Genomic DNA, 14267 nt, shown 5'->3' with positions numbered 1-14267 from the left:
TGCCGGGCGATAACGTCTCGATGGACGTCGAGCTGATCGCCCCGATCGCCATGGATGAAGGCCTGCGCTTCGCGATCCGCGAAGGCGGCCGCACCGTCGGCGCCGGCGTCGTCGCCTCGATCAGCGCCTGAATTAAGCCGGCCTTCGGGCCGGAACGGAGCGGGCCGCCCTCGGGCGGCCCGCTTTTTTTGTGCCATCCGGCAAAAACTTGGCCCTGGCCATGCCGATCCCGCCGCATCGGCGCCGCCGACCCCGCTTCCTCCCCTCGACAGCCGCGATTGCCTGCCCTATAGACGCGGCCTCGCGCAGCGATGGCTGCCGTGCAGGGGCGTAGCTCAATTGGCTAGAGCGCCGGTCTCCAAAACCGGAGGTTGTGGGTTCGAGACCCTCCGCCCCTGCCAACGGCCTCCGCTTTCCGCCGCGCGAGGCCGGCGTCTTCTGGGGTGGCTCCGGACCGGATGCCGCCCGCGAAGCGTTTCCTTCCCCTCAGGGTAACCAGTTAGGGTAGCGATTTTGGCGAAGCTCGATCCCGCGCTGTTCATCCGCGATGTGCGGCAGGAGGTGGCCCGCGTCACCTGGCCGTCGCGCAAGGAAACGCTCATCACCACCGGCCTGGTCCTGGCGCTCTCCGCCCTGGCCGCGGTTTTCTTCCTGCTGTCCGACAAGCTCATCCAATTCGTGGTGAGCCTGCTTTTCGGCTTCGGCGCGTAAGACGGAGCGAGATCCCATGGCCGACATGAAGTGGTACGTCGTTCACGTCTATTCGGGCTTCGAGAAGAAGATCGCCCAGCAGATCCAGGAGCAGGCCGCCCAGAAGGGCCTGGCCGACAAGTTCGGTGACATCCTGGTCCCCTCCGAGGAGGTGACCGAGGTCCGCCGCGGCCAGAAGATCAACTCGGAGCGCAAGTTCTTCCCCGGCTACGTGCTGGTGAAGATGCAGATGACCGACGAGGCCTGGCACCTGGTCAAGGACACGCCCAAGGTCACCGGCTTCCTCGGCGCCCGCAACAAGCCCAGCCCGATCTCCGAGGCCGAGGCCCTGCGCATCGTCCAGCAGGTCCAGGAAGGCGTCGACAAGCCGAAGCGCCCCGCGGTGGTCTTCGAGATCGGCGAGCAGGTCCGCGTCGCCGACGGCCCCTTCACCAGCTTCATGGGCACGGTGGAAGAAGTCGACGAGGAGCGCGGCCGCGTGAAGGTCTCCGTCTCCATCTTCGGCCGCGCCACCCCGGTCGAGCTCGAATACGCCCAGGTCGAGAAGGTCTGAGGCCCTACCCCGCGCCATGCTGCAGAACTTCAGGCAGCAGGCGCGGACACGGTGGGAGAGGCTCCTGGCCTCTCCCGGCGGCCCCCAGCGGGTCGCCCGCGGCATCGCGGCAGGCGCCGCCGCCGCCATGCTGCCGGCCTTCGGCGCCCATCTCCTCTTTGCTGGCGCCTTCGCCCTGGCGCTCCGTGGCAGCCTACCTGCCGCAGCCGCCGCCTGCCTGGCCCTCGGCAACCCCCTGACCCATCTGCTGCTGGTGCCCGCCGAATTCGCCCTCGGCCGCTGGCTGCTGCCCCCGGGCCTGCAATTCCTGCCCGACCATGGCCCGGCCTGGCTGCTCGCCGCCCTGCCGGCTGCGGAGGAGACCGTCGCCGGCGGCCTGGTCTTCGCCGTCATCGCCGGCAGCCTGGCCTTCCTCGCCGCCCGCGCCGCCCTGCGCCGGACGGCATGACCCGCATCCCCATGGGAAAGACTTTGGGCGTCATCCTGGCGGGAGGCCTGGCCACCCGCATGGGCGGCGGCGACAAGCCGCTGCGCCGCATCGCCGGCCGCCCCATGCTGGCCCACCTGGTCGAGCGCCTCCGCCCCCAGGTCGACGCCCTGCTGCTCAACGCCAATGGCGACCCGGCCCGCTTCGCCGCCTACGACCTGCCCGTGGCGCCCGATCCCATCCCGGGCAACCTCGGGCCGCTGGTGGGCATCCTCGCCGGGCTCGACCATGCAACCGAAAAAAACTTCGACTGGGTGCTGACCTGCCCCGGCGACACCCCCTTCATCCCGCCCGATCTCGCCACCCGCCTGCACGCCGCCTGCCGGCAGGACAGCACGCTGGTCGCCCGGGCAAGCTCAGGCGGCCAGGACCACCCGCCCGTCGCCCTCTGGGCCACCAGCCTGCGCGACACGCTCAGAACCGCGATCAACCACGGCGAACGGCAGCCCCGGCGCTTCGCCGACAGCCTCGGCTGCGCCACGGTCGAGTGGGACGCCCAACCCAGCGACCCATTCTTCAACGCCAACACGCCCGAGGACCTCGAGCCATAAAAAAAGGCCGGGGAGAAAGTATTCTCCCCGGACCCCTCATCTATTTCTGTCAGAAAGAATTATTTTTCGCAGCGAATGAACACCGTGCTGCGGTTGATGTCCTCGCCGATATCCGCGGCCGAACGATCCGCGCCAGAACTCGGCGCAACCTCGGGCACGATGCCGGCACGCCGCAGGAACACCTGCGCAGCGCTCCCCTTGATGGCGAAATTGACGTTCTGCGGAATGTCGCCCGTCTGCTTGGCGATGTTCTGCGCATGCAGCTTGCTCACCACCACGCCGACGATATGCCCCTGCATGTCCAGCAACGGCCCGCCCGAATTGCCCGGCTGCACCTCGGCGCTGATCTGATAGTGGTTCGGGTTGTTGCGCAGCCCGTTCATGCCGTTCATCTCCCCCCGCGTCAGCTTCGGGTCGGACGAAAGCAGCCCCGCCAGCGGAAAGCCGAAGGCGATCACCCCCTCGCCCCGCCGCACATCCGGCGTCGAGCGGAAGGCCACCACATCCCCGGGATCGCCCGGCACCGCCAGCAACGCCAGGTCGACGCTCTCATCGACCCGCGCCGGCGGCACCGCCGGCAACGTCCGCCCATCCGCGGTGCGCACGAAGATCCTGTTGCAGCCGGCGACCACATGCTGGTTCGTCAGCACCCGGTCCGTCGCCACCACGAAGCCGGTGCCGGAAGACCCGCCGGCCCGCGGGTTCGGCGTGCCCTCCGCCGGCCGCGTCGGCGCCGGGCGCAGGTCGGCCGCCGTCACCTCCACCCGCGGCGTCGCGCAGACGTCGCGGTCGCGCAGCGTGGCGCGCTTGCCGTCGGCGGTGATCAGCCGGATGTCGAAGCGGCACCCCGCCTCCACCCGCGTCCGCAGCGTGAAGCTCTTATCGGTCGGCATCGCCCGCGGCAGCGTGTTGCTGCCCCAGTCGGCGCGGCCGCTGCGCACGGCATGGATCGCCGTCGCATCCTGCCCGGTGCGGTTCACCACCTGGATGCGGTTCTGCCCGGCCTCGGCCGGGGCTTCGGGGGTGGCTGCCGGCGCCTGGGCGACGGCGGCAGGAAGCGACGCCAGCAGGGCGGCGGCGCAGGCGGCGGACAAAAGAGCGCGGTGCATGCGCGTGATCTTTGCCTTCGCCGTCGCCGATCAAGGGCAGGGCGCCAGGATTTCACATGGCAGCCCTGCGCCGGCCCGCTTGACCTTCCCATTATGGGAAGCCCCATCTGGCAGGCATGGCCGAAGCTTCCTCCCTTTCCCTGCCCGTCACCGGCATGAGCTGCGCCAGCTGCGCCGGCCGGGTGGAGCGTGCCCTGTCCCGCCTGCCCGGCGTCGCCGGCGCCCGCGTCAACCTGGCCAGCAGCCGCGCCGAGGTCAGCGGTACCACGCCGCTGCCGGAGCTCGCCGCCGCGCTGGACAAGGCGGGCTACGGTCTGGCTACCGAAAGCCAGTCGCTCGGCATCGCCGGCATGACCTGCGCCAGCTGCGCCGGCCGGGTGGAACGCGCGCTGCGCCACGTCCCCGGCGTGCTGGAGGCGTCCGTCAACCTGGCCTCGGAACGCGCGGCGCTGACGGTCCTCGCCGGGCTGGACCCGGCTGTGCTCGCCGCCGCGGTCGAGCGCGCCGACTACCGCGTCACCGCCGCCGAGGCCGGGGATGCGGCCCCCGCCGAAGACCGCCGCGCCCGCATCGAGCTGGCCATCGCCTTCGCCTTGGCCGCGCCCTTCCTGATCGGCATGGTCGGCATGGGCTTCGGCCAGCACTGGATGCCGCCGGGCTGGGTGCAGGCGCTGCTGGCCGCCCCGCTGCAATTCTGGCTGGGCCTGCGCTTCTACCGCGCCGGCTGGGCGGCGATCCGCGCGCGGACGGGCAACATGGACCTGCTGGTCGCGCTCGGCACCAGCGCCGCCTTCGGCCTGTCGCTGGTCCTGCTGCTGCAGGGCGAGCCGCATCTGTATTTCGAGGCGGCGGCGGTGGTCATCGCCTTCGTCCTGCTCGGCCGCTACCTCGAGGGCCGCGCCCGCCGCGCCACCGGGGCCGCCATCGCCGCCCTGCTGGCGCTGCGCCCCCGCCTGGCCCGCCGCATCACCCCCGACGGCGTCGAGGAAGAGATCGCCGCCGCCCTGCTGCGCCCCGGTGACCGCCTGGTGGTCCGCCCCGGCGAGCGCATCCCCGCCGACGGCACGGTGGAAGAGGGCGCCGCCGGCGTCGACGAAAGCGCGCTCACCGGCGAAAGCCGTGCCGTGGAGAAAGCTCCCGGCGACAGCGTCGCCACCGGCACGGTGTCCCTCGATGGTCGGCTGGTGCTGCGCGCCACCGCGGTCGGCGGCGAGACCCGCCTGGCCCAGGTGGCCGCCCTGGTCGAGGCCGCGCAGGCCAGCCGCGCCCCGGTGCAAAAGCTGGTCGACCGGGTCAGCGCCGTCTTCGTCCCCGTGGTGCTGGGGGTCGCGCTGCTGACCCTGCTGGGCTGGCTGGTCGCGGGTGCCGGGATCGCCACCGCCCTGCTGCATGCGGTCGCCGTGCTGGTCATCGCCTGCCCCTGCGCCCTGGGCCTCGCGACCCCCGCCGCCATCATGGCCGGCACCGGCGCCGCCGCGCGGGCCGGCATCCTGATCCGTGACGCCGCGGCGCTGGAGCAGGCCGGGCGCATCACCCTGGTCGCCTTCGACAAGACCGGCACCCTGACCGAGGGCCGCCCGCGCCTGGCCACCCTGACTCCCGCGCCCGGCGTCACCGAGGCCGAGGCGCTGGCCGCCGCCGCCCGGCTGCAGGCCGGCAGCGAGCATCCCCTGGCCCGCGCCGTGCTGGCCGCCGCCGGGGGTCATCCCGCCCCCGCCGAGGATTTCCGGGCCTTGCCCGGCCGCGGCGTCGAGGGCCGCGTCGACGGCCGGCGTGTCATGCTCGGCAGCCCGCGGCTGCTGCAGGAATCGGGTGCCAATCCGCTGGCGCTGTCCGCCGCCATCGCCGCCGCCGAGGCCGCCGGCCAAACGCTGTCCTTCCTGGTCGAGGCCGAGCCGCCGCGGCTGCTGGCGCTGCTCGCCTTCGAGGATGCGCCGCGCCCCGGTGCCGCCGCCGCCATCCAGGCGCTGCGGCGCCAGGGCGTCGAGATCGCCATGCTGTCCGGCGACGGCCCCGCCGCCGCCGGCGCGGTGGCCAAGGCCCTGGGCATCCGCGAGGTCGCCGCCGGCGTGTTGCCGGAGGGCAAGGCGGCCCGCATTGCCGCCTGGCAGGCAACTGGAAAAAAGGTGGCGATGGTCGGCGACGGGGTGAACGACGCGGCGGCGCTGGCCACCGCCGAGCTCGGCATCGCCATGGGCAGCGGCACCGATGTCGCCATCGCCGCCGCCCCCGTCGTGCTGCTGCGCCCCGACCCGGCGCTGGTGCCGGCGACGCTCGCCGTGACCCGCGCGACGCTGCGGAAGATCAAGGAAAACCTGGTCTGGGCCTTCGGCTTCAACGCGCTGGGCATTCCGCTGGCCGCCTTCGGCCTGCTGTCGCCGGCGCTGGCCGGGGCGGCCATGGCCTTTTCCTCGGTGGCGGTGCTGGGCAATGCGCTGCTGCTGACCCGCTGGAGGGCGGCGCCATGAATATCGGCGAGGCGGCGCGGGGCTCCGGCCTGTCGGCCAAGATGATCCGCCATTACGAGGCCGAGGGGCTGATCACGCCGCGCCGGCTGGGCAATGGCTATCGCGACTATGCCGAGGCGGATCTGGCCGTGCTGCGCTTCATCCGCCATGCGCGCGCCCTGGCCTTCCCGCTGGAGGATGTCCGCCGGCTGCTGGCGCTGTGGCGCGACCGCGGCCGGGCCAGCGCCGATGTCCGCCGCATCGCCCTCGACCATGTCGCGGCGCTGGAGGCCAAGGCCGAGGCCATGCAGGCCATGGCCCATTCGCTGCGCCACCTGGCGAAGCATTGCCACGGCGATGCCCGCCCCGACTGCCCGATCCTGGATGAGCTGGAGAAGCTGCCATGACTGAGAGTTTCGCCGTGACGGGGATGAGCTGCGGCCATTGCGCGCGCGCTGTGACCGAGGCGATCCAGGCCGAGGATGCCGCCGCCGTGGTGCGGGTCGACCTGGCCGCCGGCCGCGTCGAGGCCGACAGCCGCCTGCCGCGCGCCCGCCTCGCCGCGCTGATCGCGGCCGAGGGCTACGCCGCCACCTGACTTTCAGCCTTCTTTCACCGCTGCCCAGGCAAGAAGGCCCTTCCGCGGGGCATGCATCGACCCCCGCGTGGAGAAGGGCCTTCGGCATGAGCAGCTTGTGGAAAAAAATCCCGGCGCTTCCCAGGATGGGACTGATCGGCGCGGGGCCTGGCGTGGTCTCCGCGGGTGTGGCTTCTGCGGGCGTGGCCTCGGCGGGCACGGCCTTGGCGCCGGAGGCGATGGCGGGCGCCGCCGCCCTGCTGGCCGAGCGGCCGGCCGGCGAATACAGCCAGACGCGCTTCACCGGCTATGGCGGCAGCGACATCCACCTGGTGCCGGCGCCGCCGCCGCCGGTGGAGACCAACCAGGTCCTGGCCCGGCTGCGCGACGACCTGGAGCGGCTGAGCCGCACCTATCGCGACTTCTTCGACACCCATGCCGACATGGACCCGCGGGCGATGACCCGCACCAAGGAGGGCTGGGCCGTCACCTGGCGCCGCTGGGCGCTGGACGACCTGACGGACGAGGTGGCCGAGCAGCGCAATGTCTATGTCATCCATCGCGGCGACAGCTTCCAGCACCGGCTGTTCCTGGACAAGTCGGGGCAGCAGCTGCTGGCGATCCAGCCGCAGGACCCTTTCTCGGCGATGCGCTACCGCAAGCTGCGGCTGGAGCAGGATCTGTGCGACCTCTACGGGCCTTTCGCGCGGCTCTCGGCCAATCCGCGGGGGTGAGCGTGTGATCGCCTGAGGCGGAATCGCCGAAAGGCGTGAATCACACGCTCCAACAAAACGGCTGTGAGGCTTCACGCGGCGGCGGGCTTGGCTAGTCTGGGGGCCGAACCGGGCCCTCAGGCCTGCGACGGAGGAATCCCCGCCCATGCGCATCACCGCCATCCGCGACGGCGTCGCGCCGATCAGCAGCGACATCGCCAATGCCTATATCGATTTCTCCAAGATGACGGCGAGCATCGTCGCCGTCACCGTGGAGGACGGGCAGGGCCGCAGCGCCACCGGCTTCGGCTTCAATTCCAACGGCCGCTATGCCCAGCCGGGCCTGCTGCGGGAGCGTTTCATCCCCCGCCTGCTGGAGGCGCCGGAGGTGGCGCTGTCGACGCCGGAGGGCACGCTGGACCCGGCCGGCGCCTGGGCCGCGATGATGAAGAACGAGAAGCCCGGCGGGCATGGCGAGCGCTCGGTCGCGGTCGGCGTGCTGGACATGGCGCTGTGGGATGCGGCGGCGAAGCTGGAAGGGGTGCCGCTGTGGCGCCTGCTGGCCGAGCGCTATCGCCAGGGCCAGGCCGATGACAGCGCCTGGATCTATGCCGCCGGCGGCTATTACTACCCCGGCAAGGATGTGGGCGCCCTGGTCGAGGAGATGCGCCGCTACCTGGGCATGGGCTATTCGGTGGTGAAGATGAAGATCGGCGGCGCGCCCGGCACGCCGCTGCGCGACGCGCTGAAGGAAGACGTGGCGCGGATCGAGGCGGTGCTGGCGCTGCTGGGCGGCGACGGGTCGCGGCTGTGCGTCGACGTCAATGGCCGCTTCGGGCTGCATGCGGCGCTGAGCTACGGCGCCGCGCTCGCCCCCTACAAGCTGCGCTGGTACGAGGAGCCGCTGGACCCGCTGGACTACAGCACCCATGCCGCGCTGGCCGAGCATTACGCTGGCCCGATCGCGACCGGCGAGAACCTGTTCAGCATGGTCGATGCGCGCAACCTGATCCGCCATGGCGGGCTGCGCCCGGACCGCGACATCCTGCAATTCGACCCGGCGCTGTCCTACGGCCTGGTCGAGTACCTGCGCACGCTGGAGATGCTGGTGGCCCATGGCTGGAGCCCGCGGCGCTGCGTGCCGCATGGCGGGCATCAGTTCGCGCTGAACATCGCGGTGGGGTTGGGTCTGGGCGGCAACGAGAGCTACCCCGAGGTTTTCGCGCCGTTCGGCGGCTTCGCGGACGACACGCCGGTGGCGGACAGCCGGATTCGTTTGCCCGAAACCCCTGGCATCGGCTTCGAGTCGAAGTCGGCGTTGTATGCGGTGCTGAAGACGCTCCAGGGCTGAAAGCTTGGCCAGGAGAGGCTCCGCCCCTCCTGGACCTCCCCGCCGGGGTGACGGTGTCACCCCGGACCCCGCCTTCAATTAGGCGAAGGCCTCACTCGGGACGCCGTCTTCGGGATCAAGAAGCGTGGTGTTGGCCGGCCACGCGCCAAGATAACGGAACGGGCCACTGAGCTTGACATTCCGATGGCGAACATGCCGGCCGATGAACTCGGCACCTTCGTCAGGCGGCAGTGGCTCGCCCGCAAATCGGCGGGCGGGGAAAGGCCTGAAAGTATCTTCCGTATTGCCGTAGATCGTCCGGCGCCGCTCGTCGAGCATGTCCCACCGGACTTCTCCATCCCATTCGTAGTGGGCATTCCAAGCGCCCCGAATGATCCCCTGGGCAGTTGCCAGCAGCAGGAAGTTGCTGCCTTGCACGATCCGCCTGGCGTTCCACCATTTCCTGGCCGCCTCCCAGAGATCAGCCTCACCCATGCTGTCGATCCATGTTCCGTTGATCGCGACCAAGAGGGATGGGCGCGCAGGCGGCATCAACGGAGGCGCGTCGTAATCAGCGAGCAGCGTCTCCAGGCTTACCAAGCCGCGCTCGACGTCGGCGCCTCGGATCAAATTAGCCAGATTGCCGTAGCGATGCAGGGCGAAGTCGATGACGGCGGCCTCCACATCCTTGGCGGCAGCCTCGCTCATCCCATGGCGCACGATGTCGACGACGACCTGCAAGCCGGCCCGGTTGATGGCGCGAAGCGTTTCCAGCTTGTCGGTAGGCTTCTGATTTTCCAACGCCTCCGCTGCGTGCTGGAGCACCCGATTTCCCTGACCACGGCCAACGTAGAAGAGCCGCCCGTTACGAGGATCGGTCAGGCTGTAGACATAGTGGCCGAGACGTTGCGCGAATGGCGGCGTGAAGGTGCTTGGCCTTGATAAGCGCTGCATGCCACATCCTCATATCGAAGCGCCAATTTAACGAAGATTGCTCCCCTGTATTCAACCCAAAGATGCTTTCTGATGGGAGGTGCAGGAACCTCAGGTTCCTGCCGGGGGTGAAGGGGGCGGCGCCCCCTTCTCTGTGTATTCCCTGACCTGGAAGTCCATTCGCCTGACGAGGGCGTCGACGAGTCGCGACGGCGCCAACGGCGACAGCCGCAGCGCCAGGGCGAGCGGCCAGGGAAAGGCCATGCGCGCCGCGCCGCGGCGGATGGCGCGCTCGACCTTGATGGCCGCCGCTTCGGCCGAGACCGAGAGCGGCCGCGCCCCCACCCAGCGTTCCCCCATGGCGCTGTCGAAGAAGCCCGGCGCCACCAGGGTGACGCGCAGCCCTTTCGGCGCGGTCTCGGCGCGGAGGGCCTCGCCGTAGCTCCAGAGGGCGGCCTTGCTGGCGCAGTAGCCGGCGCTGTCGGGCAGGCCGCGGAAGGCCGAGAGCGAGGTGACCAGGGCGATGCCGCCGCGGCCGCGGGCCAGCATGCCGGGCAGCAGCGGCTCCACCAGGTGCAGGGCGCCCATCATATTGGTGTCCAGCTGGGCGCGGATGGCGGCCAGGCCTTCGCGGGCGCCGCCGGGGCGGGTGCCGGCGGCGATGCCGGCATTGGCGATGGCCAGGTCGATGGGGGTGGCGGCGTCCCAGGCGGCCAGCTGGGCGGCCATCGACCCGGCGTCGCGCACGTCGATGCGGGCGGTCCGGGTCGTGGCGCCGGCGGCTGTGCAGGCGGCGGCGGTGGCGGCCAGGGCCTCGGCGTCGCGGCCGATCAGGTGGAGGGTCACGCCGGGGGCTGCGAATCGCTGTGCCAGGGCGGCGCCGAGCCCGCGCGAGGCCCCGGTGATGACGACCGAACGAAACATCAGCGCAGCCCCTTGCGGCGGGCGAGCAGGCCGCGGATCCAGCCCTCGATGCCGCGATGGGCGGTCCAACGCGAGACCTTCCAGACCGTCGGGTCGTCCAGCCGCTCGAGGATGAGCTCCGGCGGGCAGGGCAGCTCGGTCAGCGGGTCGACCTGGCGGGGGAAGAGGATCAGCGTCGCCGCCACCAGAGCGTCGAGCGACAGGGCGCGGCCGCGGCGGGGCATGTCGGGGGCGCGGTCGTCGGTCAGGCCCCAGCCGGCATAGAAGGGCTGGCCCCAGGTGACCACGGGGACGTCGCGCAGCAGCGCCTCGAAGCCGGAGAGCGAGGTCAGGGTGTGCAGCGCGTCGATCTGCGGGAAGAGCGCGGTGAGCGGCGCGCCGGTGACCACTTGGTCGGCCAGGCCGTCCAGCGCCTCGGGCGGCAGGCGGCCGCGGCGGAAGCCGGCCTCCAGGTCGGGGTGCGGCTTGTAGACCAGCCAGGCGTCGGGGTTGGCGTCGCGGACGGCGCGCAGCAGGGCCAGGTTGCCCTGGATCGCGCCGCCGCCGAGTCGCACCGAGGCGTCGTCCTCGACCTGGCCGGGGACGAGGAGTTTTTTCCGCCCGTCCTGGCCGGCGATGACGGGGGCTTTGCCGTGAAGATTATATTTCGTCACGCCGCGGGTGACGATCGCGGCGCGCAAGCGGGCTGCCCTGGCGAGCAAATCCGGTGAAAACTCGGTAATCGCGAGAAGGTGTTCCAGGGCGCTGGCGCGGCCCGGATCGTAATAGATGCCGCGGTCGTCGACGGCATAGGCAGCGCCGGGCAGGAAGCGGGCGCCGAGCCCGCGGGAGCGGACGAAGCCGTCCTCGACGGTCAGCAGGGGAACGCCGGCGGCCTCGCATTCGGCGCGGAAGCCGGGCGAGACGGCGCCGGCCCAGGCGGCGACGGCGCCCTGGCGGGCCCGGGCCTCGGCGATGGCGCGGGCCGGGCGGCGGGTGAAGCCAGGGGCGCCGCCGGCATGGGCGAACAGGGCGGCGATGCGGTCGCGCTTCCACAGCGCCATGCCCAGGCAGATGGCGACGCGGCGGTTCTCCGTCTGCGCCTGCTGCCATTGGGCCAGCTGGTCCAGGGCCTGCTCGGCGCTCCAGGGGCGGGAGAGGAAGGGATCGGCGCAGCGCAGATGGGCCAGCAGCGCGGCCCAGCGCGGGGCGGCGGGCAGGGTCCGGCCGGCGACGTGCACCCCGGCGGCGGCGGCCAGCAGGGCCATGTCGGGGCCGGCGCCATAAAGGTCTTCGGCCAGGTCGAGCAGGGTCCAGGGCGAGAGGCGGGCCTTCAGCAGCCGGGCGCCGGTGGGCGGGCGCAGCTGGAAGGCGGCCTCGGCGGCGGCGAGCGCCGCGCGGGCGGCGGCGGCGCGGTCGGGGCGGCAGGGGTCGAGCACCAGCAGCGCGGCGCGGCGCGGCAGGCCGAGCCGGGCATGGCCGGGGTCGGGCAGGCTTGGCTCACCACCCAGGCGCAGCGTGGCCAGGCGGGCGGCAAAGGCTTCGGCCCGGGCCAGGGCCTCGGCGGTGGCCTCAGGGGCGGCGGCCAGGGGGGCGTCGCGCAGGCAGGGTGGCAGCGCCGCCACCGGCAGCAGGGCGACGGGGCGGTGGCGGCCATCGAAGCGCGGGCTGCGCAACGGGCCGGGGGCATAGCGCAGCAGCTTGCCAGGGCCGCGTGCCGGCGGCGCGGCGGCTGTCGGTAGGACCAGGAAATCAGCCTGGTCCATCGGCGCCAACTGACATTCCGGCCAGAAAGCGGCCAGATGCGCGGCCTCGGCGGCGGTGGCGGCCGGGAAGGCGATGCGGGCGCCAACGGTAGCCGGCGACGCAGTCGGGCTCGTTTCTTCCATGCCGGCCAAGAAATTCCTCAATAAAGCGTGAGTTTGGGGGCTCAGCAGGGTTTTGCCAGCCGCGTTCCAGTGCGGTAGATTCAAGCCATGCAAGAACGCATACAAGCCTGCGTGAGCGGGAAGTCCAGTGATGGGGTTTTCCGCGCGACGCTGCGCGGCCGCCCGGTCGCCCCGGCGATGAGACTGGTGGCCCTCGGGCTTGCCGGGCTGGCCCTGGCCGGCTGCAGCCTGGCCGAGATGGGGCTGGCCGGAGGGCCCGGCTCGGTGCCGCCGGCGCGCGGCGTCGAGGCGCCGCCGCCCCGCATGGCCGATCCGCTGGCCAACTTCGTGAGCAGGACGCCGCCGGGCAGCAGCGGGCTGGTGGCCCCGGCCGAAGGCCAGGCGCCGGTCACGGTGCAGGTGGTGCGCGCCTACAACGCGGCGAGCGGGCGCGAATGCCGCGAGCTGCAGGTGGGCCAGGGGATGGCGCCCAGGGCCGCGATCTATTGCAAGGAGCCTTCGGGCGCCTGGGCGGCGGTGAAGCCGCTGCTGCGTGGCGGAGCGGTGGCCCGGCCGTGATGATCGGCGATGTGCCCCGCCGGGCTGAATCCAGCCAGGTGGCGACACAAATCCGCGTCATCGGCGCGCTGTTCATGCGCGAGTTGCTGACCCGCTTCGGGACCAGCCGCATCGGCTTCATCTGGCTGCTGGCCGAGCCGATGTTCCTCGCCCTGATGATCTCGACCATGCATTCGCTCAGCGGGCATGGGGTCGGCAACAACCTGCCGACCTTCCTGTTCTATGCCATGGGCTACACGCCCTTCGTGATGTTCCGCTCGATCGTCAACCGCGGCCAGAACGTCATCAACGCGAACATGTCGCTGCTGTTCCACCGCAACATCACGCTGCTGGACCTCGCCATCGCCCGCAACCTGATGGAGGCGGCGGTCTGCAGCATGATCATCACGTTGTTCGTCACGGTGGCGGCGGTCTTCTTCGACGAATGGCCGCATGAGCCGGCGCTGCTGTTCTGCGGGCTGATGCTGAGCGCGCTGCTGGCGCATGGGCTGTCGATGCTGCTGGCGGCGCTGACCTGCTTTTACGAGCCGATCGAGCGCTTCACCCACCCGCTGACCTATCTGATGATGCCGATCTCGGCGACCTTCTACATGTTGAGCATGCTGCCGGAGGAGTCGCGCCAGCTCCTGCTGATCAATCCGCTGGTGCATGTCCATGAGATGAACCGCTGGGCGCAGTTCGGCGACCGCATCGTGCCTTACTACAGCATCCCCTATGTCCTCTGCTGGATCCTCGGCCTGAACCTGCTGGGCATGGCCGGGCTGCGCGCCGCCCGCTCCCGCATCACGATGATGGAGTGAGGCCATGCTCGAGCTGGACAATGTCTGGAAGAGCTTCGAGACCAAGCAGGGCATGAAGCAGGTGCTGCGGGGCGCCAATGCGCGCATCCGCCGCGGCGAGCATGTCGGCATCCTGGGCCGCAACGGCGCCGGCAAGTCGACCCTGCTGAAGATCATCGCCGGCGTCGAGCGGCCGACTGTCGGCCGCGTCCGCTGCACGATGCGGATGTCCTGGCCATTGGGCGGCAGCTTCGGCATCCAGTCGAGCCTGACCGGGGCGGCCAACGCCCGCTTCATCGCCCGGGTCTATGGCACGCCGGTGAAGGAGACCGAGGAATTCGTGGAGGATTTCTCCGAGCTCGGGCATTATTTTCGCGAGCCGGTGAAAACTTACTCTTCCGGCATGACCTCGCGGCTGATGATGGCGCTGTCCTTCTCGGTGGATTTCGACTGCTACCTGGTGGACGAGGCGCTTTCCACCGGCGATGCCCGCTTCGCGGACAAGTGCCGCGCGGTGTTCGACCTGCGGCGGGCCAATGCCGGCATCCTGATGGTGTCGCACAACCCGCTGCATGTGAAGAAGTACTGCAACTCGGCCGCAATCCTGCGGAACGGCATGCTGGAATTTTACGAGGACGTCGATGAAGCTATCACCGCCTACCAGGGCCTCTGAGCCCGGGATGACCGGTGCGGCGACCCGCCCCGTCACCACGCCGCTCCCCAGGCC

The 14267-nt window shown here is 71.0% G+C and carries 16 protein-coding genes, 1 tRNA gene and 1 pseudogene; 14 read left to right on the top strand and 4 right to left on the bottom strand.

Features of this window, described 5'->3' with window-relative positions; all coding sequences use genetic code 11:
• The 6 genes and pseudogenes from tuf to mobA form a co-directional block, all read left to right on the top strand.
• Nucleotides 1–131, top strand: a pseudogene (gene tuf, locus GVN67_RS23435) (elongation factor Tu); the annotation flags it as partial.
• Nucleotides 132–324: 193 nt separating this feature from the next.
• A tRNA-Trp gene (locus GVN67_RS23430) sits at nucleotides 325–401 on the top strand.
• 112 nt (nucleotides 402–513) lie between these two features.
• A complete protein-coding gene (gene secE, locus GVN67_RS23425) occupies nucleotides 514–711 on the top strand; it encodes a preprotein translocase subunit SecE (RefSeq protein ID WP_159999747.1) in 198 nt (65 codons plus the stop codon).
• A gap of 16 nt (nucleotides 712–727) precedes the next feature.
• Entirely contained in the window at nucleotides 728–1264 is a 537-nt protein-coding gene (nusG, locus tag GVN67_RS23420) for a transcription termination/antitermination protein NusG (RefSeq protein ID WP_159999746.1), read from the top strand.
• 16 nt (nucleotides 1265–1280) lie between these two features.
• Nucleotides 1281–1712, top strand: coding sequence for a DUF2062 domain-containing protein (locus GVN67_RS23415; protein WP_159999745.1), 432 nt, complete (start codon nucleotides 1281–1283; stop codon nucleotides 1710–1712).
• The gene (gene mobA / locus GVN67_RS23410) at nucleotides 1709–2302 is read left to right on the top strand and encodes a molybdenum cofactor guanylyltransferase MobA (RefSeq protein ID WP_235035439.1); all 594 of its coding nucleotides are present in this window, start codon (nucleotides 1709–1711) and stop codon (nucleotides 2300–2302) included. The genes GVN67_RS23415 and mobA overlap by 4 nt, the downstream gene beginning before the upstream one ends.
• A gap of 59 nt (nucleotides 2303–2361) precedes the next feature.
• Here the strand turns inward: mobA and GVN67_RS23405 are convergent, their stop codons facing one another.
• On the bottom strand, nucleotides 2362–3411 hold the full coding sequence (locus GVN67_RS23405) for a trypsin-like peptidase domain-containing protein (protein WP_159999744.1): 1050 nt from the start codon (nucleotides 3409–3411) through the stop codon (nucleotides 2362–2364).
• Between the two features lie 116 nt (nucleotides 3412–3527).
• On the opposite strand from GVN67_RS23405, the gene GVN67_RS23400 reads away from it, so the two are divergent.
• The 5 genes from GVN67_RS23400 (at nucleotide 3528) to GVN67_RS23380 (ending at nucleotide 8499) form a co-directional block, all read left to right on the top strand.
• Nucleotides 3528–5879, top strand: coding sequence for a heavy metal translocating P-type ATPase (locus GVN67_RS23400; RefSeq protein ID WP_159999743.1), 2352 nt, complete (start codon nucleotides 3528–3530; stop codon nucleotides 5877–5879).
• Complete coding sequence (cueR, locus tag GVN67_RS23395; RefSeq protein ID WP_159999742.1) at nucleotides 5876–6265, top strand: Cu(I)-responsive transcriptional regulator; 390 nt, start codon at nucleotides 5876–5878, stop codon at nucleotides 6263–6265. Before GVN67_RS23400 ends, cueR begins: the two co-directional genes overlap by 4 nt.
• The gene (locus tag GVN67_RS23390) at nucleotides 6262–6456 is read left to right on the top strand and encodes a heavy-metal-associated domain-containing protein (protein ID WP_159999741.1); all 195 of its coding nucleotides are present in this window, start codon (nucleotides 6262–6264) and stop codon (nucleotides 6454–6456) included. The genes cueR and GVN67_RS23390 overlap by 4 nt, the downstream gene beginning before the upstream one ends.
• A 182-nt stretch (nucleotides 6457–6638) precedes the next feature.
• Nucleotides 6639–7169, top strand: coding sequence for a hypothetical protein (locus tag GVN67_RS23385; protein WP_159999740.1), 531 nt, complete (start codon nucleotides 6639–6641; stop codon nucleotides 7167–7169).
• Between the two features lie 145 nt (nucleotides 7170–7314).
• Nucleotides 7315–8499, top strand: a complete 1185-nt coding sequence (locus GVN67_RS23380) for a mandelate racemase/muconate lactonizing enzyme family protein (protein WP_159999739.1) — start codon at nucleotides 7315–7317, stop codon at nucleotides 8497–8499.
• A gap of 78 nt (nucleotides 8500–8577) precedes the next feature.
• On the opposite strand, the gene GVN67_RS23375 is transcribed toward GVN67_RS23380, so the two are convergent.
• From GVN67_RS23375 to GVN67_RS30395, 3 genes are all read right to left on the bottom strand, one after another.
• Nucleotides 8578–9432: an LEM-3-like GIY-YIG domain-containing protein gene (locus GVN67_RS23375; protein WP_159999738.1), complete on the bottom strand. Its 855-nt coding sequence runs from the start codon at nucleotides 9430–9432 to the stop codon at nucleotides 8578–8580.
• 90 nt (nucleotides 9433–9522) lie between these two features.
• Nucleotides 9523–10335, bottom strand: a complete 813-nt coding sequence (locus tag GVN67_RS23370; protein ID WP_159999737.1) for an SDR family oxidoreductase — start codon at nucleotides 10333–10335, stop codon at nucleotides 9523–9525.
• The gene (locus GVN67_RS30395) at nucleotides 10335–12203 is read right to left on the bottom strand and encodes a beta-3-deoxy-D-manno-oct-2-ulosonic acid transferase (protein WP_159999736.1); all 1869 of its coding nucleotides are present in this window, start codon (nucleotides 12201–12203) and stop codon (nucleotides 10335–10337) included. The genes GVN67_RS23370 and GVN67_RS30395 overlap by 1 nt, the downstream gene beginning before the upstream one ends.
• A gap of 186 nt (nucleotides 12204–12389) precedes the next feature.
• Here GVN67_RS30395 and GVN67_RS23360 point away from each other — a divergent pair, with 186 nt between their 5' ends.
• From GVN67_RS23360 to GVN67_RS23350, 3 genes are read left to right on the top strand one after another with little or no spacing between them, the layout of a single operon-like run.
• Nucleotides 12390–12761 carry a DVU3141 family protein gene (locus tag GVN67_RS23360; RefSeq protein WP_159999735.1) on the top strand — a complete coding sequence of 124 codons (372 nt, stop codon included), beginning with the start codon at nucleotides 12390–12392 and terminating at the stop codon, nucleotides 12759–12761.
• 38 nt (nucleotides 12762–12799) lie between these two features.
• On the top strand, nucleotides 12800–13561 hold the full coding sequence (locus tag GVN67_RS23355) for an ABC transporter permease (RefSeq protein ID WP_235035438.1): 762 nt from the start codon (nucleotides 12800–12802) through the stop codon (nucleotides 13559–13561).
• 4 nt (nucleotides 13562–13565) lie between these two features.
• Nucleotides 13566–14213 carry an ABC transporter ATP-binding protein gene (locus GVN67_RS23350; RefSeq protein WP_159999733.1) on the top strand — a complete coding sequence of 216 codons (648 nt, stop codon included), beginning with the start codon at nucleotides 13566–13568 and terminating at the stop codon, nucleotides 14211–14213.
• Nucleotides 14214–14267 lie beyond the last annotated feature (54 nt).

Source organism: Roseomonas sp. 18066 (assembly GCF_902706185.1).
Taxonomy (GTDB): domain Bacteria; phylum Pseudomonadota; class Alphaproteobacteria; order Acetobacterales; family Acetobacteraceae; genus Pseudoroseomonas.
The sequence above is the reverse complement of the archived record's forward strand: the minus strand, read 5'-3'. Positions and strand labels throughout refer to the sequence as shown.